Here is a 22282-nt window from a genome sequence, read left to right on the forward strand (position 1 = left end):
GATAATGGGAAAGCCGAGCCGTGTCAGCCGTTGCTGGCGAGCATGGAAATCTTGTTGCCCATGGATTCGCCGTTCTTGTCGAGCAGGCGGGTCGGATAGTCGCCGGTAAAATAGTGGTCGGTGAACTGCGGCCGAGCCGGATTGCGATCCTCGCCGCCAACGGCGCGATAGAGGCCGTCGATCGACAGGAAGGCGAGCGAATCCGCACCGATATATTTGGCCATGGCTTCAACATCGGCATACTGATTTGCCAGTAGCTTGTCTGCGTCAGGCGTGTCGATGCCGTAGAAATCCGGGAAGAAGATCATCGGGCTTGCGACGCGGACATGGACTTCGCGCGCGCCGGCTTCACGGATCATCTGGACGATCTTGAGAGACGTCGTCCCACGCACGATGGAATCATCAACCAGTACCACGCGCTTGCCTTCGATCATCGCCCGGTTGGCAGAATGCTTCAGCTTCACGCCGAAGGCGCGAATCTGCTGCGTCGGCTCGATGAAGGTGCGCCCGACATAATGGTTGCGGATGATGCCGTATTCGAAGGGAATGCCGCTCTGCTGGGCATAGCCGAGCGCCGCAGGCGTGCCGCCATCCGGCACCGGCACGATCACGTCGGCATCGACGGGCGATTCCTTGGCAAGGTTCATGCCCATGCTCTTACGCGTCGTATAGACGTTGCGGCCGCCGACGACCGAGTCCGGGCGGGCGAAATAGACATATTCGAACAGGCAGAGGCGCTCCGGCTGCGGCTTGCTCGGCTTGCGCGCATCGATGCTGATCGAGCCGTCAGGCTGGATTTCGCAGATGACGACCTCGCCGTTCTCAACGTCGCGGATGAACTTGGCGCCGATGATGTCGAGCGCGCAGGTTTCCGAACAGAAGATCGGCTTGCCGTCGAGTTCGCCCATCACCAGCGGGCGGATGCCGGTCGGGTCGCGCGCGGCAATCAGCTTCGTGCGCGTCATGGCGAGCATCGAATAGCCGCCTTCCATCTGGCGAATGGCATCGATGAAGCGGTCGGATGTGGAAGCGTGGCGGGAACGGGCGATGAGGTGGAGGACGACTTCAGTATCGGACGTCGACTGACAGATGGCGCCGGTCGCGATGATCTGGCGGCGCAGCGTCAGGCCGTTGGTGAAATTGCCGTTATGGGCAATGGCGATGCCGCCTTCTTCCAGTTCGGCAAAGAGCGGCTGCACGTTGCGCATGGCCACTTCGCCGGTTGTCGAGTAACGGGTATGACCGATCGTAATGCTGCCGGGCAGGCGGGCGAGCGTCATCGGATTGGTATAGTGGTCGCCGACGAGGCCCATATGGCGCTCTTGGTAGAAACGCTTGCCGTCGAAGGAAACAATGCCGGCCGCTTCCTGTCCGCGATGTTGGAGCGCATGCAGGCCAAGCGCCGTGAGCGCGGCGGCATCGGGATGTCCCAAAATTCCGAAAACCCCGCATTCTTCATGCAGCGTATCTCCGTCGAGCGGATCGTCGGTCGGGAAGGAATGGGACTGGTTCATTTCTGCGGGCCTCTGCTCTCACAAGAATGGATCGGCATTTCCAGAAATAGCTGAGCCCGGCGGAGCTGGAATGCCCGGCCGGACCCTCATTTCATGTTCCGCTCAAATGGCAATTGCCGGAGGGCGGGTCAAGCTCTTGAACACTGTGTCAATTCGCCGGCTGCTGTGCGCCGTCTGCAGGCGCGGTCGGTGCGTCTTCCGCCGGAGCCTGGTCGCCCGCCGGCGGAGTGGTACCTTCGGCGCCCTGTGTCGGCGGCTGCAGCTTATCACGGATGCTTTCCGGTATCATCTGGGCAAATTGCTCCGGCAGAACGGATTTCAGCTTCACGACCATCGAATCCAGGAAAGGTTTCGACTTCGCTTCGTTAACCCAGGCCGGGCGGTGGTCGACATCGACCAGCCAGTTCCAGAAGGCGACGGCGACGACCAGGAGCAGCACGCCGCGCGCTGCCCCGAACAGGAAGCCGAGCGTGCGGTCGAGCGCGCCGACGCGGCTGTCGATGATGAAATCGGCGATCTTCATCGTAATGAAGGAGATGACGATGAGCGCAATCAGGAAGACGACCGCTGCCGAACCGACGATCGCGATGCGGTCGTCATCGGTATATTTTTTCGCGTAGGGCAGCAGGTAGGGATAGAGGTAATAGGCAGCGGCGGCCGAACCGCCCCAGCTGGCGATCGAGAGGATCTCGCGCGAAAAGCCGCGGACCATCGCCAGCACGGCGGAGAAGAGCACGACGCCGATGACAATACCGTCGAAAATCGTAATGGGCATGTAAATTCAACTCCAGGACTGCCGCTTGGCGGCCGTGTCGTGCCTTATCGTGTGCCTCCTATATCATCACCATTCCTGGCAATGAAAGGATCAAACATCGTCTTCCACACGCAGCGCTCCCTTCGATCCGGCGATGCGCGCGACCAGATCCGGCAGGCTTCCGACTTCGCTCCAGCGCCCGCCGGAGCCCTTCGGCAGTTCGGCGGAGGCGGATGGAAGCAGTGCTGCGGAAAAACCCAGCTTCTCGGCTTCCTTGAGACGCTGGGCGGTGTGCGCAACCGGTCGGATGGCGCCCGACAGGCTGACTTCGCCGAAATAGACGCAATCGGCAGGAAGGGCAATACCGGCAAGTGAGGAAACGAGTGCCGAGGCAACGGCGAGATCGGCCGCCGGTTCGGAGATACGGTAACCGCCGGCGACGTTGAGGTAGACGTCGTGCTGGCCGAGCCGGACGCCGCAATGAGCCTCAAGCACCGCCAGGATCATCGACAGCCTGGCCGAATCCCAGCCGACCACGGCGCGCCGCGGCGTGCCGAGTGAGGTCGGCGCAACAAGCGCCTGCACTTCGACGAGAATGGGACGCGTGCCCTCCATGCCGGCGAAGACGGCAGCACCCGGCGATTTCTCGTTGCGCTCGCCGAGGAAGAGCTCCGAGGGATTGGCGACTTCGCGTAAGCCTTTGTCTGACATTTCGAAGACGCCGATCTCGTCGGTCGGGCCGAACCGGTTCTTGACCGTGCGCAGGATGCGGTAGTGATGGCCGCGATCGCCTTCGAAATAGAGCACGGCATCGACCATGTGCTCGACGACGCGCGGCCCGGCGATCTGCCCGTCCTTGGTCACGTGGCCGACGAGCACCATGGCGGCGCCCGTCTGCTTGGCGAAACGGATCATTGCCTGGACGCCGGTGCGCACCTGCGTCACCGTTCCCGGCGCGGATTCGGCAAGTTCGCTCCACAGCGTCTGGATGGAATCGATGATGACGAGGTCCGGCCGCTTGCCCTCGGCGAGCGTCGCCAGAATATCCTCGACATTGGTTTCGGCCGCCAGCATCACGTCGGTATCGGCCGCCGCAAGGCGTTGCGCCCGCAGCCGCACCTGCGCCACGGCTTCTTCGCCGGAGACGTAGATGATCTTATGGCCGCGCCGCGCAAGGGCGGCGGCCGCCTGCATGAGCAGCGTCGATTTGCCGATGCCGGGATCGCCGCCAATCAGCACCGCCGAGCCGCGCACGAAGCCGCCGCCAAGCGCCCGATCGAGCTCCGACATGGCGGTGTGGATGCGCGGCGCTTCCTCGATCTCGCCCGACAGCGCCGTCAGCGCCACCGGGCGGCCCTTTTTCGGCGTCTTGCCCGGACCGGAGCCGATCCCGCCCATCGGGTCCTCTTCGACGATGGTGTTCCACTCGCCGCAGTTTTCGCATTTGCCGGCCCAGCGGTTATGAACCGTGCCGCAATTCTGGCAGATGAATTGTGTCCTGGCCTTCGCCATCAATTACTCTTTCAGTCCGGGTTTCGAGGCAAGCAGACGCGCCGCTTCATCGAATCATTGTCGTGCTTGAGATAATGACTATCGCGACGGATCAAAACTAATGATTTCCCCATCAGCACACCCGTGCCTATCCTTTGCTCCTAGTCATTCGGAACGGTGGAAGATGTTCGATTATTCGCTCGCACACTGGCTTGCATTTCTGTCGGCGGCGGTTTTGCTCAACCTCTCGCCCGGCCCCGACATCGCCTTCATCCTCGGTCACACAATGAGAGGCGGAAAACGTGCCGGTTTTTCCGCGTTGTTCGGCGTCTGGTCTGGCGCCTGCCTGCACGTGCTGATGGCGGCACTCGGCCTTTCCGCCGTGCTTGCCGCTTCCGCTGCCGCCTTCTCGACGGTCAAATGGATCGGCGCCGCCTATCTCGTCTGGCTGGGCATTCAGGCGTTGCGCGCCGGCGGCGGCAATGGACTGATAAAGGCTGCCGGTGAAGAAATGCCGGTCGCAAGGATCTACCGGCAAGGAATCCTTGTGTCGCTGCTCAATCCGAAGGTGGCGATCTTCTTCCTGGCCTTCCTGCCGCAATTCGTCGTCGAAGGGGCAGGACCGGCATGGGTCCAACTCCTGCTGCATGGCGGGCTCATCATTGTCGTCGCTGCCTTCATCGAGCCGCCGCTCGTCCTTCTCGGAGGGCGCCTTGCCGATGCGCTCAGGCATAATCAGAAAGTCGGGCTATGGCTCGATCGCAGCCTCGGCGCGCTCTTCGTGGCGCTCGGGGTCCGGCTTGCGCTCAGCAGCCGTTGACGGGCGAACTCTACTCGTCGGCGACATAGCGCCGCTCGTGGCGGAGCCCCATGCTGGTCAGGATCTCGTATCCGATCGTGCCTGCTGCCCGCGCCACGTCGTCGACTGGCATATTCTTGCCGAACAGCTCGACATAATCCCCGGCACGCACGGCATTGTCAGGCAGGTCGGTGATATCGAAGATCGTCAGGTCCATGGTGATGCGGCCGGCAACCGGCACCTTGTGTCCGGCGATGAAACCTTGCCCGCCTTGCGGCACCACTTGGCGCAGCGGTACGCCACCGCTCGACTGGCTGCGCATATAGCCGTCGGCATAACCGGCCGAGGCGATCGCCAGCCGGCTTTTGCGGTTGAGCTGCAGCGCCCGCCCGTAGCTGACGGTCTCGCCGGCCTCGACATTTCGCACCTGGATGATGCGCGCTTCCGCTGTTGCCACCGGCCGCATCGGGTTCGTCATGCCGCAGACCGCTTCGCCGCCATAAAGCGCAATGCCGGGGCGGGTCAAGTCGAAGTGATAATCCTCGCCGAGAAAGATGCCGGCCGAGGCGGCAAGACTTGAATCGATGCCTTCATAGGCGGCGCTAACCCTGTGGAATGATTCGAGCTGCCGCCGGTTCATCGCATGGCTGGGATCGTCGCCGCAGGCGAGATGGCTCATGACAAGCACCGGCGCGAAACTCGCCGGCCGCGAAACGTCGTCGACGAGCGCGATCGCATCGTCGATATGCAGTCCGAGCCGATTGAAACCAGTATCGACATGCAGCGCGCAGGGATAGTCGCCGTAATCGGCCAGCACCGCCATCCAGAAGGCGAGTTGCTCGTCGGAGGAAATCACCGGCACCAGATCATTGTCGAAGAAGCGCCGCTCGGTGCCCGGCCAGATGCCGGAGAGCACGAAGATGCGCGCCTCCGGCGCATAGAGGCGAAGGGTGACGCCCTCGTCGACGGTCGCGACGAAGAAGTCGCGGGCGCCCGCCATATAGAGCGCTTCGCCGGCATCCTCGATGCCCATGCCATAGGCATCCGCCTTGACGACGGCCGAGGCGCGCGCTGCGCCGGAGCGGTGCGCCATATCGCGCCAGTTCTCCGTCAGCGCGGTCAAGTCGACGGTCAGCCGCAGGCCTGCGGAAGCGAAAAGATCGTCGTCGTCGAAGGGAATGGGAAAATCTGTCATGAATCGCCGTGAAGAAATGAAGGGAAAATCACCTCACCCAGTCTAGTGAGCATTGTGACCAAGGGAAAGCGCGGGGCGGTCACATACCATCCTTTGCCGCCTGTACGATCACTTTTGTTCAAGACGCATGGCGGCTTCGGCGCTAATCTACCCGCATGCAGAACGTATCTCAGAAAGAGGCGGCGGAGGCTATGCCGCTCGCCAACGTGGAATCGGCCCGCTTTTGGCGGGACAGCCGCTTCCGCGACATGGAGTGTCTGAGCGCTACCTTCCTCACTCATGAATATGCGCCGCATGCGCACGATACATTCAGCATCGGCGCGATTGAAAGCGGCAGCCAGATCGCCACGCTGAGCGGCAGGCGGGAGGAAACCGGCCCGGGCGACCTTTATCTTATCGATCCCGGCGTCATTCATGACGGTGCTCCCGGCGGCGAGGGCTACCGTTACCGCATGATCTATCCGGACATGAAATTATTCATCGATATTCTGGAGGATGTGACCGGCAAGGCCTTTCACGCGACGCCGTCTTTTTCCGGCGGGCTTCCACGCGATCCGCAGCTCGCCAATGCTTTTCACTCCGCCCATCGCACGCTCGAAAGGGGTGCAGGTGCATTGGAGTCCGATGAAAGCATGTTCTCGGTGCTGGCGGCGATCTTTGCGCGCCACGGCAGCACCATGGTCGTGCCTGTCGATACACAGGAGCGAAGCGCCGTCGCCCGCGCCCGCGAATACCTCATCGAGAATTTCGACAGCGACGTCGGCCTTGAGGAACTGGCCGGGGTGGCGAGGTTGAGCCGCGCGCATCTCATCCGCGCCTTCCGCAAGGAATACCACATCACGCCGCATGCCTTCCTGACGGACCGGCGCGTGCAGGTGGCCCGCAGGTTGCTGCGGCAGGGGCGCATGCCGGCCGATATTGCGTTCGAATGCGGTTTTGCCGATCAGGCGCATTTCACCCGGCACTTCAAGGCGCGCACAGGCGTAACACCCGGTCAATTCCGAACGGGCTGATCACTTACGTTCAATACGGCTGGGTCGGGCTGGGCTACTGCTCCGCGATCTTAATCGGGAGGTTGCCATGTTGCAGCAGAGCCGGCCGGCCGGCGAATTTCTTGCCGGAATGCGCGCCATCTTTCCACTTGTCGTCGCCGTTGCTCCGATAGGCCTGGTTTTCGGCGGGATTTCGGCCACCAAGGGGCTTTCGGTCTTGGAAACAGCGCTGATGAGCGCGCTGGTCTTTGCCGGTGGCTCGCAGTTCGTGGCAATGGATATATGGGCGCATCCGGCAAGCTGGGTCGGCGTCGGCTTTGCCACCCTTCTGGTCAACATCCGCCATGTGCTGATGAGCGCCTCCATCGGCATGAAGATGCAGTCCTTCTCCACCATCAGGCGCTATGCCGCCATGTTGTTCCTTGCCGACGAACTCTGGGCCATGGCGGAGTTCCGCGCCGGCAGCACACGGCTGACGCCCGTATGGTATGCCGGTATCGTCACGCCCTTCTATGCCGCCTGGGTCGGCTCTTCGCTGGCAGGCGCGTTGCTCGGCGCCTTTCTGGGCGATCCCGCGGTCATCGGTCTCGATTTCGCCTTTCCGGCCGTGTTTGTCGTGCTGGTCATGGGCTTCTGGAAGGGACCGGAAACGGGCGCAATTCTGGCCGCGAGCGGAATTGCAGCCGTTGTCGTCCATCATTTCGTGCCGGGCGTCTGGTATATCGCAGCCGGTGCTTTGGCCGGACTGGTGATGGCTTTCTGGAAGGGTCGGGTACAGGAGCAGGCCGCATGACGCTTGATATCAATACCCTGCTTGCCATCCTCGCTATGGCATTCGCGACGATTTTCACGCGCATCAGTGGTCTCGTCCTCATCCGTCATGTGCAGCTGGACGAACGCTGGAAAACGGCGATTGAGGCGATCCCGCCGGCGGTCCTGATGGCCGTGATAGCTCCGACCGCCTTTGCGACCGGCTGGGCGGAGACACTGGCATGTGCCGCAACGGCGCTGGCCGCCCGCCGCCTGCCGATGCTTGCCAGCGTCGTCGTCGGCGTTGTGGCGGTGGCCTTGTTGCGGGCCGCAGTTTTCTAAGGGAAATTGACCCGGAAAACCGCGTCAATGTTCCTCGTACTGTGTGAAGGAAGGATCGGCGAGATCGGCAAAGCGCGTGAATTCTGACTGGAAGGCGAGTTTCACCGTGCCCGTCGGCCCGTGGCGCTGCTTGGCGATGATGACGTCGGCCGTGCCCTTCACCTTGTCGAACAGCGCTTCCCATTCCGGATATTTCGGATCGTGGATGTCGCGCGGCTCCGAATTCTTGACGTAATATTCCTCGCGGAACACGAAGAGCACAACGTCGGCATCCTGCTCGATCGAGCCGGATTCGCGAAGGTCGGACAGCTGCGGCCGCTTGTCGTCGCGGCTTTCGACCTGACGCGAGAGCTGCGACAGCGCGATGATCGGAACGTTGAGCTCCTTGCCGAGCGCCTTGAGGCCGGTGGTGATCTGGGTGATTTCCTGCACGCGGTTGTCGCTGGATTTGCCCGAACCGGTCATCAGCTGAATGTAGTCGACCACAAGCACGTCGAGGCCGCGCTGGCGCTTGAGGCGGCGGGCGCGCGCCGAAAGCTGGGCGATCGAGATGCCGCCGGTCTGGTCGATATAGAGCGGCACCTTCTGCATCATCATCGAGCAGGCGACGAGCTTTTCAAAATCGGCATCGTTGATGTCGCCGCGGCGGATCTTCGAGGAGGAGACTTCCGTCTGCTCGGAGATGATACGGGTGGCGAGCTGTTCCGACGACATTTCGAGCGAATAGAAGCCCACGACGCCACCGTTCTTCGCCTTCATGCTGCCGTCCGACTGGACTTCGCCTTCGTAGGCGGCGGCGATATTGTAGGCGATGTTCGTGGCAAGCGAGGTCTTGCCCATGCCGGGGCGTCCGGCCAGCACAATCAAGTCCGAACGCTGCAGGCCGCCCATCTTGGAATCCAGCGAATGGATGCCGGTGGAAATGCCGGAAAGCCCGCCGTCACGTTCCTTGGCGACAGCCGCCATGTCGATGGCTAGCGCAACCGCATCGTTGAAGGCCTGGAAGCCGCCGTCGTAGCGGCCGTTCTCCGCCAATTCGAAGAGGCGGCGTTCCGTATCCTCGATCTGAGACTGCGGCGGCATGTCGAGCGGCGCGTCATAGGCGATATTGACGACATCTTCGCCGATGGTGATCAGCGCCCGGCGCAGCGCCAGGTCGTAGATCGCCCGGCCGTAATCCTCGGCATTGATGACGGTGACGGCATTGCTGACGAGACTCGCCAGATATTGCGAAACCGTCATGTCGCCGACCTTCTCGTCGGCTTTCAGGAAGGTCTTGATCGTCACCGGGTTGGCGATCTTACCCATGCGGATGATATCGCCGGCAACCTCGAAGATCTTCCGGTGCAGCGGTTCATAGAGATGGATCGGTTTCAGGAAGTCCGACACCCGGTAATAGGCGTCGTTGTTCATCAGGATCGCACCCAGAAGCGCCTGCTCGGCTTCGATATTGTTGGGTGCTTCGCGATAATGCTGCTCCGACGGGGCAACAGCTGTAATCTTTCGAGCGGCGTCGTTCATCATCATCCGTTCTGTCTTTTTCCAGCTCCGGATTTGCAATTCCGGACGCGAAAATCAAGAGGCTACGAAAGGAGCGGGGGCTCGCTTCGCCTAAATCCTGAACGCTGTGCACGTTGTTCGACTTCTCCACAGTCTTGGGCGACACAAAGGAGAAATACTGGCAGTGTCACCCGCACGACACGGTATGGCGCCGACTCAGCCCATCCGTTTCGGAGAACGCTACTTTAGCGCGATGCCATAAGGCACGCAGCAAAAACATCCGGACAATCCCCTTAAAAAGCGACCCAGTCCACTACGCCTATGGAAGGGATGGAAACGAAAAAGCCCGGCGCGGTGGCCGGGCTTCCCTGTCGCGGATCGCTCCGACGAAATTATGCTTCGTCTTCGTCGACGCCGTCGGCTTCCGGATCGAAGAAGTCTTCCGGACGCAGCGCGTCTTCGTCGACGCCGTAGATCGCGTCGACCGAGGTGAGTTCTTCGCCCTTGGACTGGCGCTCTGCCTCTTCGGCCGAACGGGCAACGTTCAGCTCGACGTGGATTTCGACTTCGGCATGCAGCTGCAGTTCGACCTTGTGCAGGCCGATCGACTTGATCGGCGTGTTGAGGTGAACCTGGTTGCGGCCGATGTTGAAGCCTTCGGCGGCGAGAATCTCGACGACGTCACGGGCAGCAACCGAACCGTAGAGCTGGCCGGTTTCGCCGGCGGAACGCACGACGATGAAGGACTTGCCGTCGAGAACGTCGGCGACCTTCTGGGCTTCCGACTTGCGCTCGAGGTTGCGGGCTTCGAGCGTCGCACGCTCGGCTTCGAAGCGGGTCTTGTTGGCGGCGTTGGCGCGCAGCGCCTTGCCGAGCGGCAGCAGGTAGTTACGGGCAAAGCCGTCGCGAACCTTTACGGTTTCGCCCATCTGGCCGAGCTTGGAGATGCGTTCGAGAAGGATGACTTCCATTTTCTTTTTCCTTTCTTGTGTCTCAGATTTTCGTATCGGATTGTTTGGGGGCATCAGCATCTTTCGTCGGGGTCAGCGCGATCGCCTTGCGCGTATCGCTGAGACCGAGAACGAGGATGAGGAGAGCTGGCAGCAGCATGAGCATCGAGGCCAGATAGCAGAGGATGAGAGCCGGTATGCGCCAGTCCTTGCCGCGCGTGCGGAAATGCAGCGAGGCGAAACCGGAAAGCATGAAGCCGGCGCCGAAGGTGCCGATCACGGTCGCACCGACCAGCGCCGGAATGCCGCCGAAAAAGCAGGCGGCAAGCCCGGCCAGGAAGATGAAGATCGAGTTGCGGTTCATGCGCAGCGACGAGGGAATATCCTCGCGCGGGCGAAGGCCGCGGCCGGACGCTGAGACGATGCGCACGGCGAAGTAATAGGCGGCAAATAACATGCTGACCCACATGCCGCCCTGCAAAGCCGGCAGCATCAGCAGGATCAGCGACTTGGTCTGCGCAGTCGCCGCCGGATCGGGCATGAATTCCGGCTGCTGCTGCTTGAGCGAGGTGATCAGCAGATCGACGATCGGATCGGTAATCTCAGGCCCGTAGCCGATGATCACACCGATGACGATGACGGCGAGCGTCACCAGACCGCAGAGATGCAGCAGGATATCGGAGAGCGGATACCAGGCAAGCAGATGGTCGGGGCCGCCGAGTTCGGCGGCCGGACGCGCCAGATTGGCGAGATGGCTGAGCCAACCGGCCGGCAGAAGCGTCACCAGCGTCATGATCAGCGCGAAGGAGGGCGAGATCAAGATCGCCCCGAGGGCCGCAGCGGTGACGACGGCCGAGACCGCGGCGGCATTGCCCCATCCGAGCCCGACGATCAGGATCGGCAGCGCCGAGGCCGTGTAGAGAAGCGCGCTGAAAAACGACGGCTGCATGCTCGCGCCCAGCACCAGCAGGGCGGCGGTCAATCCGGCGAGTGCGCCGATCAGCAGCGTTCTAATGTTCGGTCGTTTCAAGGTCGCTGTCCTGCTTCATCAAGCAGTTAGAGGATGTTGCTGAATCAAATTCAGAAACGTCTCAACATGGGTTTTAAGAGTTCCGATCCGCGCCCATCGCGGAAGGGAGAAGGGAAGGCACGAATGCCTTCCCTAAAAGGTGTCGGCGTCGACCGATTAGGCGACGACGTAGGGCAGCAGGCCGAGGAAACGGGCGCGCTTGATCGCCTGGGCGAGTTCGCGCTGCTTCTTCTGGGAAACGGCCGTGATGCGGGACGGAACGATCTTGCCACGCTCGGAAATGTAGCGCTGCAGCAGGCGTACGTCCTTGTAGTCGATCCGCGGCGCATTGGCGCCGGAGAACGGGCAGGTCTTGCGGCGGCGATGGAACGGGCGGCGGACCGGAGCGGAGGAAGTTTCAGACATATCTCAGATCTCCCTTATACACGATCTTCGCGCGGACGGCGCGGACGGTCGTCACGGTCGCCGAAGCCACCTTCACGCGGCGGACGCGGGCCGCGGTCGCGATCACCGAAGCCGCCTTCACGCGGGCCACGGCCGCCTTCACGCGGACGGTCGTCACGGTCGCGCTTCTGCATCATGGCAGACGGACCTTCTTCATGCTTCTCGACGGCGATCGTCATGTAGCGAAGAACGTCTTCGCTGATGCGCATCTGACGTTCCATTTCCTGGACGGCAGCCGCCGGGGCATCAATGTCCATCAGGGCGTAGTGCGCCTTACGGTTCTTCTTGATGCGGTAGGTGAGGGACTTAAGGCCCCAGTTCTCGATACGCCCGACCTTACCGCCATTCGCTTCGATCACACCCTTGTACTGTTCTACGAGGGCATCGACCTGCTGAGCGGAAATATCCTGCCGGGCAAGGAATACATGTTCATAAAGAGCCATGACAGCTTTGCCTTTCTTGCGTTTGGTTCAACCCGATATTCGGCGGCTAAGCCTCAACGACTGCTCCTGATTGGGCGGACCCAGGCAAGAAAGCGTTTCCGAGACGGTCGAGAGCGGAGACACGGGAGGCTGGAACGCTTCCGTTCCGAACGATTTCCGAAAGGAAACCGGCCCTCCGTTCAGCCACCAGCCAGAAGACCGGGTTAACGAACAGCGCGGCTTATACGGATTTTTCGGGGAAAGGCAAGCGCAATCGGACAATCGAACCCGACGCAGACCAGTGAGTAGAGCGTGATGCCGAAAACTGTGAGCGGTTTTCGGGCGACATCATGCTCTCATCCCGTTCGGCGTCGGGCAGGCGTTAAAGGAATATGATCAAAGCGTCAGCGGATACTGCCGGTGCACCTTGGCGATCTCCGTGAGCACCTCGTCCGAAAGCGTCAGGTCGGCCGCACTGATATCGACTTTCAACTGCTCCATCGAGGTTGCGCCGATGATGACCGACGCCATGAACGGCCTTGATCGGCAGAAGGCAAGCGCCATCGCTGCCGGATCGAGACCATATCTGGCCGCGATCTGCAGGTAGGCTTTGGTCGCCGGCTCTTGCAGGGGCTGCAGGCGGCCTCCGATATCGGGGTTGATCGAACCGCGCGAACCCTTCGGCCTGACACCATCGACATATTTTCCGGAGAGGATGCCGCCGGCGAGCGGCGAATAAGCGAGCAGCCCGACATCCTCGTGATGCGAGAGCTCGGCGAGATCGAGATCGAAATGGCGGTAGAGCAGATTATATTCGTTCTGGACGCTCGCAACGCGCGGCAGGTTCTTCTGTTCGGAGAGCGTCAGATATTTCTGTATGCCCCAGGTGGTCTCGTTGGAAAGACCGATCGCGCGGATCTTGCCTTCCTTCGTACCGAGCATTTCCAGGATGTCGAGCATATTGGCGACGGCCTTGTCGCGATCCTGGTTGAAGGGATTGTAGCTCCAGTTCTGGCGGAAATGGAAATGGCCGCGGTTCGGCCAGTGGATCTGGTAGAGGTCGATATAATCGGTCTTCAGCCGCGCCAGGCTGGCCTCGAGCGCCAGGCGGATATTCTTTGCATCGGCACCTTCGCCGCCGCGTATATAGTCGCGGCCGCGGCCGGCGACCTTGGTGGCGAGCACGATATCGCCGCGCTTGCCGGTCTTCTTGAACCAACTGCCGATATAGTCTTCGGTCCAGCCCTGTGTCGCCGCCGAAACCGGGGTGGTCGGATAAAGCTCGGCCGTGTCGAAGAAATTGACGCCCTTTTCGACGGCGTAGTCCATCTGCGCATGAGCATCGGCTTCGCTGTTCTGCGAACCCCAGGTCATGGTGCCAAGGCAAATCTCTGAAACGGAAATCTCGGTGCGGCCTAGTGAATTGTACTTCATGAAAAAACCTTGGGAGAGAGGTGAAAGCCTTGGGGAGGTCCGCGCAAATCTAGGCTGGATTTGGCGGAGCGCAAGAGCAAAAACCGGGCTTTTGCGCCGGTGCGAAAGGCTTTGCGGAGAATGAGGCGCCACTTGACTCTGCCGGAAAGAATGTCAATTGGAGGCAAAACAGCCTTAAGGGGCGTAATCAGGGACATGAAAATGACCATCGCTTTCACTTTTCCCGGTCAGGGCAGTCAGGCCGTCGGCATGGGCAAGGATCTCGCCGAGAATTTCGCGGAAGCTCGCGCCGTTTTCGAAGAGGTCGATCAGGCGCTCGGTGAAAAGCTTTCGGACGTCATGTTCAACGGTCCCGAGGATACGTTGACGTTGACGGCGAATGCCCAGCCGGCGCTGATGGCCGTCTCGATCGCCGTCGTCCGCGTTCTCGAAGCCAAAGGGCTGGATCTGAAGTCGAAGATCGCCTACGTCGCCGGTCATTCGCTCGGCGAATATTCGGCACTTTGCGCCGCCGGCACCTTTTCGCTCGCCGACACCGCGCGGCTGTTGCGCATCCGCGGCAATGCCATGCAGGCGGCCGTCCCAGTCGGCGTCGGCGCTATGGCCGCGATCATCGGCCTCGAACATGCCGACGTCGTTGCCGTTTGCGAGGCAGCGGCCGCTGCCGGCGCCTGCCAGATCGCCAACGACAATGGCGGCGGCCAGATCGTCATCTCGGGCGAGAAGGCAGCCGTCGAAAAGGCGGCCGGCCTTGCGACCGACAAGGGCGCCAAGCGCGCCATCCTGCTGCCGGTCTCCGCTCCGTTCCATTCGACACTGATGGCGCCGGCCGCCAACGCCATGCGCGAAGCGCTGGCAACTGTCGCCAAATCCGATCCGGTCGTGCCTGTCATCGCCAATGTCCGTGCTGCGCCCGTGACAGGCGCCGACGAGATCGCCAGCCTCCTGGTCGAGCAGGTGACCGGCCAGGTCCGCTGGCGCGAGACGGTGGAATGGTTCGCCGGAAATGGCGTCACGACGCTTTATGAACTCGGTTCCGGCAAGGTGCTGACCGGCCTTGCCCGCCGCATCGACAAGACGATCAACGGCATCTCCGTCAACGGTCCGGCGGATATCGACGCGGCCGTCGCCGCCCTCATGGCCTGATTGGTATCTCCAGATATAAGGAACGTTTCCATGTTCGATCTTTCCGGCCGCAAGGCTCTCGTCACCGGCGCATCCGGCGGTATCGGCGAGGAAATCGCCCGCCTTCTTCATAAGCAGGGCGCTATCGTCGGCCTGCACGGCACCCGCGTCGAGAAACTGGAAGCGCTGGCCGCCGATCTCGGCGAGCGCGTCAAGATCTTCCCGGCCAATCTGTCCGACCGCGATGAGGTCAAGGCGCTCGGCCAGAAGGCCGAAGCCGACCTCGAAGGCGTCGATATTCTCGTCAACAATGCCGGCATCACCCGCGACGGGCTCTTTGTACGCATGAGCGACGAGGATTGGGACGCCGTCCTCGAAGTGAACCTGACATCGACGTTCCGCCTGACGCGCGAATTGACGCATCCGATGATGCGTCGCCGCTATGGCCGCATCATCAACATCACCTCCGTCGTCGGCGTCACCGGCAATCCAGGGCAGGCCAATTACTGCGCCTCCAAGGCCGGCATGATCGGCTTCACCAAGTCCTTGGCGCAGGAAATTGCCACCCGCAACGTGACGGTCAATTGCGTGGCACCGGGCTTCATCGAGAGCGCCATGACCGGCAAGCTGAACGACAAGCAGAAGGAAGCGATCATGGGGGCGATCCCGATGAAGCGCATGGGCACGGGCGGCGAGGTCGCTTCGGCGGTGGCTTACCTTGCGTCCTCCGAGGCTGCTTACATGACGGGTCAGACGCTGCACGTAAACGGCGGCATGGCGATGATCTGAAACGACAAACTGTTGGCATGGGAATATTTCCGCCAATAGCATGTTGAGCAATCACGAACCGTTGATTTTCTGGCTTTGCGGCAGACATAAAGCATGTTAAGCGGGCCATGACTGTCAACAGTCGTCCCGAGAAAGCAGACGGACCGGCGGGCTTTTTTGCAAGCCTGGGACATCTCTGAAGCCGGGTAAACGAGTTTGCCGAGGATGTCTGAAAACATCGCAGGCTGAAGCAGGGTAGGGGTGCCGCGATGGCATTCCGATCAGGACATAAGGTCGAGGAAACCGACATGAGCGATATCGCAGAACGCGTAAAGAAAATTGTTATTGATCATCTTGGCGTTGATGCCGACAAGGTCGTCGAGAGCGCCAGCTTTATCGACGATCTGGGCGCTGACTCGCTCGACACGGTCGAACTTGTCATGGCTTTCGAAGAAGAATTCGGCGTTGAAATTCCTGACGACGCTGCCGACTCGATCCTGACGGTCGGCGATGCAGTGAAGTTTATTGAGAAGGCCCAGGCCTGATCCTGTGAATTTGAGAAAGGGCGGGCCTGGAGTCCGCCCTTTTCTTTTCGGCATACTTCTCCATAGAACATAAGAGGCGGGGGAAAGCACGCGATGAGACGTGTCGTCATCACCGGTACCGGCATGGTATCACCCTTGGGATGCGGAACCGAGGTGACGTGGTTGCGGCTGCTTGCCGGTCAGAACGGCGCCCGCCTCGTCACCGAATTCGAGGTCGATGACCTTCCCGCCAAGATCGCCTGCCGTATTCCTATCGGTGACGGCACCGACGGCACCTTCAATGTCGATCAGTGGATGGAGCCGAAGGAGCAACGTAAGGTCGATCCCTTCATCATCTACGGCATGGCCGCCGCCGACATGGCGCTTGCCGATGCCGGCTGGCATCCTGAAACCGATGACGACCAGATCGCCACCGGCGTGCTGATCGGCTCTGGCATCGGTGGTATCGAAGGCATCGTCGAAGCGGGTTACACCCTGCGCGACAAGGGCCCGCGCCGTATCTCGCCCTTCTTCATTCCCGGCCGCCTGATCAACCTCGTCTCCGGCCAGGTCTCGATCCGCCACAAGCTGCGCGGACCCAATCATTCGGTCGTCACCGCCTGCTCAACGGGTGCGCATGCGATCGGCGATGCCGCGCGGCTGATCGCGCTGGGTGACGCCGACGTCATGGTCGCCGGCGGCACGGAATCCCCCGTCAGCCGCATTTCGCTTGCAGGCTTTGCCGCTTGCAAGGCGCTGTCGACCCAGCACAACGACGACCCGCAGAAGGCTTCGCGCCCCTATGATCGCGACCGCGATGGCTTCGTCATGGGCGAAGGCGCCGGCATCGTCGTGCTCGAGGAACTGGAACACGCCAAGGCGCGCGGCGCCAGGATCTACGCCGAAATCGTCGGCTACGGCCTGTCAGGCGATGCCTATCACATCACTGCGCCGTCCGAAGACGGCGAGGGTGCCGGCCGCTGCATGGCGATGGCGCTGAAGCGCGCCGGGCTGACGCCGGCCGATATCGATTACATCAACGCCCACGGTACCTCGACCATGGCCGATACGATCGAACTCGGCGCCGTCGAGCGGTTGGTCGGCAACGCGGCGTCGAAGATCTCCATGTCTTCGACCAAGTCGGCGACTGGACACCTTCTCGGTGCAGCCGGCGCCATCGAGGCGATCTTCACTACGCTCGCCATCCGCGACAATATCGCGCCGCCGACGCTCAATCTCGACAATCCCGAACGTGAGACGGCGATCGATCTTGTTCCGCACAAGGCTCGTGAGCGGGAAATCAATGTGGCGCTGTCCAACTCGTTCGGGTTCGGCGGCACGAACGCGTCGCTCGTGCTGCGCCGTTACGCGCAATAAAAGTCCTGTGCGGTGAGCGGGTCTCCCTTACACCGCAACCGGCCGTCCTCTACGTTGCGTAGGAGGGCGTGCGAAGGCATAACGACCGGCAACGGCGTCTTTGAACGGCGGCAGAACCTGCTTTTGCCGCATTGCTTCGCGAAATAGCGAAGTGAGGGTCAAGTTTTAGAGGATTGCCGGTGAGCGATACGACGAACCAGAGCAACGATAGCCAGGCGCAGAAGGGACCGATCATCCCGAAGTCGCCGAACGAAGCCCTGCGTCCTGAGCGTGTCCCGGAGCCGCCGCGGCGGTCCAGGAAAGCCCGCGGCCAGGTCGTTCTTTTTCTGAACTTCATCATGACGCTGGCGGTTCTGGTCTGCGTCGTCGCCGTCATCGGCTTCTACTATGCCACATCGACCTATCGGAACCCGGGTCCGCTGCAGACCAACACCAATTTCATCGTCCGCAACGGCGCTGGTCTGGCCGAAATCGCCTCGAACCTCGAGCGCAACGCAATCATCAGCGATGCCCGCATTTTCCGCTATCTCACGGCAACGCATCTTTCTGCCGGTGAGAGCCTGAAGGCGGGTGAGTACGAGATCAAGGCGAAGGCCTCCATGAGCGATATCATGGAGCTTCTGAAATCGGGCAAGTCCATTCTCTATTCCGTTTCCTTCCCTGAGGGCTTGACGGTCCGCCAGATGTTCGACCGCATGCTGCAGGATACCGTGCTCGAAGGTGACTTGCCGGCCGCACTGCCGACCGAGGGCAGCCTGCGTCCGGATACCTACAAATTCTCGCGCGGCACCAAGCGCGCGGAGATCATCGACCAGATGGCGGCTGCACAGCAGAAGCTCGTCGATCAGATCTGGGACAAGCGCGACTCCTCGCTGCCGCTGCGATCCAAAGTGGAATTCGTGACACTCGCCTCGATCGTCGAAAAGGAAACCGGGGTTCCCGACGAGCGTGCCCATGTCGCCTCCGTTTTCCTGAACAGGCTCGGCAAGGGCATGCGCCTGCAGTCCGATCCGACGATCATCTACGGTCTCTTCGGCGGCGAGGGCAAACCGGCCGACCGGCCCATCTACCAGTCGGACCTCAAGCGGGACACGCCTTACAACACCTATGTCATCAAGGGTCTGCCGCCGACGCCGATCGCCAATCCCGGCAAGGATGCGCTGGAAGCCGTCGCCAATCCCTGGAAGACGCAGGACCTCTATTTCGTCGCCGACGGCACCGGTGGCCATGTTTTCGCTGCGACGCTCGAGGAGCACAATGCCAACGTCAAGCGCTGGCGCAAGCTCGAAGCCGACAAGGGCTCGGACCCGAACATCGCAGTCGACGGCCAGCCGGAAGAGCAGCCGGCGGATAATGGCGCCACCGTCGTGCCGCTGAAGAAAAAGAAGATCAACTGATACTTTCGGGAGGCACGCATGGCTTTGCAGTCCATGACCGGTTTTGCACGGCGCGAAGGAACGAGCGGCCGCTGGCGCTGGGCATGGGAATTGCGCTCGGTCAACGGTAAGGGCCTCGACCTGCGCCTGCGCCTGCCGCCTGGCCTCGAACGCATGGAGGCAGACGTCCGCCGCCTCGCCGGCGAGAGCTTCAGCCGCGGCAACCTGCAGGCATCGCTATCCGTCACCGCCGACGAGAACCGTTTCGAGGCGGTGCTGAACAAGGAGGCGCTCGCCGCTGTGCTGGCCATGCGCGAGCAGTTGGACGGTGTCATCGATCCGTCGCCACTGAAGCTCGATACGCTGCTCCTGGTGCGCGGCATCGTGGAATTCCGCGAAAGCGAGGATGGCGAGGAGGCGCTTGCCGCCCGTGACGCCGAGATCGCTGCCGGCTTGCTGGCCGCGCTTTCCGATCTGAGAGCAATGCGCGAACAGGAAGGTTCGGCGCTGACGCGTATCCTCCTCGACCATGTCACGACGATCGAAGGCCTGACACGAACGATCGAGCTCGATCCGTCTCGCTCGCCGCAGGAGATCGCCGCGCGGCTGGTCGCGCAGGTCGCCTTGTTGATGGATGGCATGGCCGCACTCGACCGCGACAGGCTGCATGCCGAAGCCGCACTGCTGGCGACCAAAGCGGATCTGCGCGAGGAAATCGATCGTCTCAAGGCTCATGTCGCCGCAGCGCGCGATCTCCTGGTGAAAGGTGGGCCTGCCGGGCGCCGGCTGGACTTCCTTGCACAGGAATTTAACCGCGAATCGAATACCATCTGCTCGAAGTCGAACGCCTCGGCGGTCACCGCTGCCGGCATCGAGTTGAAAGTCGTGATCGACCAGTTCCGAGAGCAGGTCCAGAATTTGGAGTAAGACATGAACCCGGCGAAATCCTCGCCCGTGCAGATCGCCCGCCGCGGTCTGATGCTTGTCATCTCGTCGCCGTCGGGCGCCGGCAAGTCCACCATCGCGCGCACGCTTCTGGAGACCGACAGGCAAATCGGTCTTTCCGTCAGCGTCACCACACGTCAGCGCCGCCCGAGCGAAGTCGAGGATGTGCATTACCACTTCAAGAGTGTGCGCGAGTTCGAGCGGCTGCGCGATAGCGACGCGCTGCTCGAATGGGCCGAGGTACATGGCAATTTCTACGGCACACCGCGCGAGCCGGTCGAGCAGGCCATGGCCGAAGGCCGCGACATGCTCTTTGATATCGATTGGCAGGGCGCCCAGCAATTGCAGGAGAAGATGTCGGCCGACGTGGTCTCGATCTTCGTGCTGCCTCCGACCATGACGGAACTCCAGTCGCGGTTGCATCGCCGTGCCGAGGATTCCGAGGAGGTCATCCAGACGCGCCTCGCCAATAGCCGCGCCGAGATCGCCCACTGGCGCGAATACGACTACGTCATCATAAACGACGATCTCAACGCCGCCCTCGACGCCGTCCAGTCGATCGTCAAGGCCGAACGCCTGCGCCGCGACCGCCGCCATGGCATGTTCGACTTCGTCCGCGCATTGCTGGAAGAGACGCCCTCGCTTTAGAGTAGCTCCTGGAAACCGCTTCGCACGTTCCTGGAATTGCCCTACAGGCTGTTTGCCAGAAGGCAGAATTCCTCGACAGATAGGGTTTCCGCCCGCCGCGCCGGATCGATCCCGGCCTTGACAAGCAGGCTCTCGCCGCCGAGCGATTTCAGGCTTTGGCGCAGCATCTTGCGACGTTGGCCGAAAGCGGCCTGCGTCACTTTTTCCAGATTGGCGACAACGCAGGGGATCGGGTTTTCGCGAGGGGTCAGCTGCACGACCGTCGACGTCACCTTCGGCGGCGGCGTGAACGCTTGCGGCGGCACGTCGAAGGCCATGCGTGCCTCTGTTCGCCAGCCGCAGAGCACGCCGAGACGGCCGTAATGGTCGTCGTCTTCGTTGGCGACGATGCGCTCGCCGACTTCTTTCTGAAACATCAGCGTCAGCGACTGCCAGAACGGTGGCCAGGCTTTCGGCAGCAGCCAGTTGACCAGCAACTGCGTGCCGACGTTGTAGGGGAGGTTGGCAATGATCTTGATCGGGCCTTCCGGCGCTAATCTCTCGAAATCCGTCTTCAGCGCATCGCCTTCGATCACCTCCAGCCGGCCGGGATAATGATCAGCGATCTCGGCGAGCGCTGGCAGGCAGCGTGTATCCCGCTCGATGGCGATAACCTTCCTGGCGCCGAGCGCCAGGATCGCGCGCGTCAGCCCGCCGGGGCCGGGGCCGACCTCAAAAACGGTCGCATCGTTGAGCGCCCCCGCCGTGCGGGCGATCTTCTGGGTGAGGTTGAGATCGAGCAGGAAATTCTGCCCGAGCGCCTTGCGCGCGTCGAGGCCGTGACGCTGGATCACGTCGCGAAGCGGCGGCAGGCCATCGAGTGCTGCCATCAGCGGCAGCTTTCCGCACTGCGGCCGAGTTGGGCGGCGAGCTTCAGCGCCGCAACAAGGCTCTGCTCGCGCGCCAGTCCCTTGCCGGCGATGCCGAAAGCGGTGCCGTGATCCGGCGAGGTGCGCACGAAGGGAAGCCCGAGCGTCACGTTGACGCTGTCGTCGAAACCAAGTGCCTTGGCTGGGATCAGTGCCTGGTCGTGATACATGCAGACGGCGACGTCGTATCGCGCCCGCGCCTCGTCATGGAACATCGTATCGGCGGGCAGGGGGCCGATCGCATCGATGCCCTCGTCGCGCAGGCGCTCGATCGCCGGTCGGATGATATCCTCGTCCTCCTTGCCAATCGCCCCGCCTTCACCCGCATGCGGGTTGAGGCCGGCAACGGCGAGCCGCGGCGTCTCGATGCCGAAACGCTGCCTCAGGTCTTCATGGGCGATCCGGCAGGTTTCAACGATCAGTTCGCCTGTCAGCGCCTGCGGCACGTCCCTAACAGGAATGTGGATGGTGACGGGAATCGCCCGGAGCTTCGGTCCTGATAACATCATCACCGGTGTCACCGGCCGGCCGGTCGCCCTGGCGGCGAGATCGGCGAGAAATTCGGTATGGCCGGGAAATCGGAAACCCGCCTCGTATAGCACGGCTTTAGCGATGGGATTGGTGACGACCGCGAGCGCCTCGCCGGTGATGACAAGCGACACGGCTTTCTCGATCGCCGCGATCGTGCCTTTCGCCGTTGCCGCATGCGGCTCGCCGGCCACCACCTCGATGCCGGCCAGTATGGTCATGACGGGCAGCGCGTCGGCAAACATGCCGGCGGCCTCGCTGGCTTTATCGGTCTCGCGGATCGAAACCGCCAGATTGAGCTGGCGGGCTCTCAGCGCCAAGACATCAGGATCGCCGATCAGGAAGAAAGGCGGCAGCCCGAGTTCACGCCGCCGGAGCCAGGCCATCAGAGTAATGTCCGGCCCGATGCCGGCGGGATCGCCCTGGGTCAGCGCAAGCGGTCGCGAAAACGGTATCACCATTGTCG

At 61.9% G+C, this 22282-nt stretch carries 23 protein-coding genes; 11 read left to right on the top strand and 12 right to left on the bottom strand.

The annotated features are described in order from the left end of the window. Window positions 1-23: 23 nt before the first annotated feature. From purF to radA, 3 genes are all read right to left on the bottom strand, one after another. On the bottom strand, window positions 24-1514 hold the full coding sequence (gene purF, locus U5G49_RS06110) for an amidophosphoribosyltransferase (protein WP_180693299.1): 1491 nt from the start codon (window positions 1512-1514) through the stop codon (window positions 24-26). 148 nt (window positions 1515-1662) lie between these two features. After that, window positions 1663-2289 (bottom strand): CvpA family protein, encoded by a 627-nt coding sequence (locus U5G49_RS06115; protein ID WP_018241434.1) that lies wholly within the window; start codon window positions 2287-2289, stop codon window positions 1663-1665. 90 nt (window positions 2290-2379) lie between these two features. Next, the gene (radA, locus tag U5G49_RS06120) at window positions 2380-3780 is read right to left on the bottom strand and encodes a DNA repair protein RadA (RefSeq protein ID WP_047621520.1); all 1401 of its coding nucleotides are present in this window, start codon (window positions 3778-3780) and stop codon (window positions 2380-2382) included. Between the two features lie 163 nt (window positions 3781-3943). Here radA and U5G49_RS06125 point away from each other — a divergent pair, with 163 nt between their 5' ends. Further along, complete coding sequence (locus U5G49_RS06125) at window positions 3944-4579, top strand: LysE family translocator (RefSeq protein WP_193446071.1); 636 nt, start codon at window positions 3944-3946, stop codon at window positions 4577-4579. Between the two features lie 10 nt (window positions 4580-4589). Here U5G49_RS06125 and alr read toward each other — a convergent pair whose 3' ends face one another. Continuing rightward, on the bottom strand, window positions 4590-5753 hold the full coding sequence (alr, locus tag U5G49_RS06130; protein WP_047621522.1) for an alanine racemase: 1164 nt from the start codon (window positions 5751-5753) through the stop codon (window positions 4590-4592). 191 nt (window positions 5754-5944) lie between these two features. On the opposite strand from alr, the gene U5G49_RS06135 reads away from it, so the two are divergent. The 3 genes from U5G49_RS06135 (at window position 5945) to U5G49_RS06145 (ending at window position 7837) form a co-directional block, all read left to right on the top strand. Next, window positions 5945-6766, top strand: a complete 822-nt coding sequence (locus tag U5G49_RS06135; protein ID WP_018241437.1) for an AraC family transcriptional regulator — start codon at window positions 5945-5947, stop codon at window positions 6764-6766. 67 nt (window positions 6767-6833) lie between these two features. After that, window positions 6834-7538, top strand: coding sequence for an AzlC family ABC transporter permease (locus tag U5G49_RS06140; RefSeq protein ID WP_193446072.1), 705 nt, complete (start codon window positions 6834-6836; stop codon window positions 7536-7538). After that, window positions 7535-7837, top strand: a complete 303-nt coding sequence (locus U5G49_RS06145; RefSeq protein ID WP_018241439.1) for an AzlD family protein — start codon at window positions 7535-7537, stop codon at window positions 7835-7837. The genes U5G49_RS06140 and U5G49_RS06145 overlap by 4 nt, the downstream gene beginning before the upstream one ends. Window positions 7838-7861: 24 nt before the next feature. On the opposite strand, the gene U5G49_RS06150 is transcribed toward U5G49_RS06145, so the two are convergent. The 6 genes from U5G49_RS06150 to U5G49_RS06175 form a co-directional block, all read right to left on the bottom strand. Next, window positions 7862-9358 (bottom strand): replicative DNA helicase, encoded by a 1497-nt coding sequence (locus tag U5G49_RS06150; RefSeq protein WP_026188341.1) that lies wholly within the window; start codon window positions 9356-9358, stop codon window positions 7862-7864. A gap of 371 nt (window positions 9359-9729) precedes the next feature. Next, on the bottom strand, window positions 9730-10308 hold the full coding sequence (gene rplI, locus U5G49_RS06155; protein WP_018241441.1) for a 50S ribosomal protein L9: 579 nt from the start codon (window positions 10306-10308) through the stop codon (window positions 9730-9732). A 22-nt stretch (window positions 10309-10330) separates the two neighbouring features. After that, window positions 10331-11317, bottom strand: coding sequence for a DUF2232 domain-containing protein (locus U5G49_RS06160; protein ID WP_018241442.1), 987 nt, complete (start codon window positions 11315-11317; stop codon window positions 10331-10333). A 156-nt stretch (window positions 11318-11473) separates the two neighbouring features. Further along, window positions 11474-11722 (bottom strand): 30S ribosomal protein S18, encoded by a 249-nt coding sequence (rpsR, locus tag U5G49_RS06165; RefSeq protein WP_003547038.1) that lies wholly within the window; start codon window positions 11720-11722, stop codon window positions 11474-11476. Between the two features lie 14 nt (window positions 11723-11736). Continuing rightward, window positions 11737-12204, bottom strand: a complete 468-nt coding sequence (gene rpsF / locus U5G49_RS06170) for a 30S ribosomal protein S6 (RefSeq protein ID WP_003547040.1) — start codon at window positions 12202-12204, stop codon at window positions 11737-11739. A 375-nt stretch (window positions 12205-12579) separates the two neighbouring features. Further along, a complete protein-coding gene (locus U5G49_RS06175) occupies window positions 12580-13617 on the bottom strand; it encodes an aldo/keto reductase (RefSeq protein WP_193446073.1) in 1038 nt (345 codons plus the stop codon). A gap of 201 nt (window positions 13618-13818) precedes the next feature. Between U5G49_RS06175 and fabD the strand changes: the two genes are divergently transcribed. The 7 genes from fabD to gmk all read left to right on the top strand — a co-directional run bounded on the left by fabD (window position 13819) and on the right by gmk (window position 20380). After that, the gene (fabD, locus tag U5G49_RS06180; protein ID WP_018241445.1) at window positions 13819-14763 is read left to right on the top strand and encodes an ACP S-malonyltransferase; all 945 of its coding nucleotides are present in this window, start codon (window positions 13819-13821) and stop codon (window positions 14761-14763) included. Window positions 14764-14793: 30 nt separating this feature from the next. Further along, window positions 14794-15531, top strand: coding sequence for a 3-oxoacyl-[acyl-carrier-protein] reductase (fabG, locus tag U5G49_RS06185; protein ID WP_018241446.1), 738 nt, complete (start codon window positions 14794-14796; stop codon window positions 15529-15531). Between the two features lie 287 nt (window positions 15532-15818). After that, window positions 15819-16055, top strand: coding sequence for an acyl carrier protein (locus tag U5G49_RS06190; protein ID WP_003547058.1), 237 nt, complete (start codon window positions 15819-15821; stop codon window positions 16053-16055). Between the two features lie 93 nt (window positions 16056-16148). Beyond that, window positions 16149-17411 (top strand): beta-ketoacyl-ACP synthase II, encoded by a 1263-nt coding sequence (gene fabF / locus U5G49_RS06195; protein ID WP_182566397.1) that lies wholly within the window; start codon window positions 16149-16151, stop codon window positions 17409-17411. A 179-nt stretch (window positions 17412-17590) separates the two neighbouring features. Next, window positions 17591-18808 (top strand): endolytic transglycosylase MltG, encoded by a 1218-nt coding sequence (gene mltG, locus U5G49_RS06200; protein WP_182566398.1) that lies wholly within the window; start codon window positions 17591-17593, stop codon window positions 18806-18808. 18 nt (window positions 18809-18826) lie between these two features. Then, on the top strand, window positions 18827-19714 hold the full coding sequence (locus U5G49_RS06205; protein ID WP_047621529.1) for a YicC/YloC family endoribonuclease: 888 nt from the start codon (window positions 18827-18829) through the stop codon (window positions 19712-19714). A 3-nt stretch (window positions 19715-19717) separates the two neighbouring features. Then, a complete protein-coding gene (gene gmk / locus U5G49_RS06210; protein WP_018241450.1) occupies window positions 19718-20380 on the top strand; it encodes a guanylate kinase in 663 nt (220 codons plus the stop codon). A 41-nt stretch (window positions 20381-20421) separates the two neighbouring features. Here gmk and rsmA read toward each other — a convergent pair whose 3' ends face one another. Next, entirely contained in the window at window positions 20422-21249 is an 828-nt protein-coding gene (gene rsmA, locus U5G49_RS06215) for a 16S rRNA (adenine(1518)-N(6)/adenine(1519)-N(6))-dimethyltransferase RsmA (protein WP_130652134.1), read from the bottom strand. Continuing rightward, window positions 21249-22277, bottom strand: a complete 1029-nt coding sequence (gene pdxA, locus U5G49_RS06220; protein WP_193446074.1) for a 4-hydroxythreonine-4-phosphate dehydrogenase PdxA — start codon at window positions 22275-22277, stop codon at window positions 21249-21251. The genes rsmA and pdxA overlap by 1 nt, the downstream gene beginning before the upstream one ends. Window positions 22278-22282: the final 5 nt, after the last annotated feature.

It is taken from the genome of Rhizobium indigoferae, assembly GCF_034554815.1.
GTDB classification, from domain to species: domain Bacteria; phylum Pseudomonadota; class Alphaproteobacteria; order Rhizobiales; family Rhizobiaceae; genus Rhizobium; species Rhizobium leguminosarum.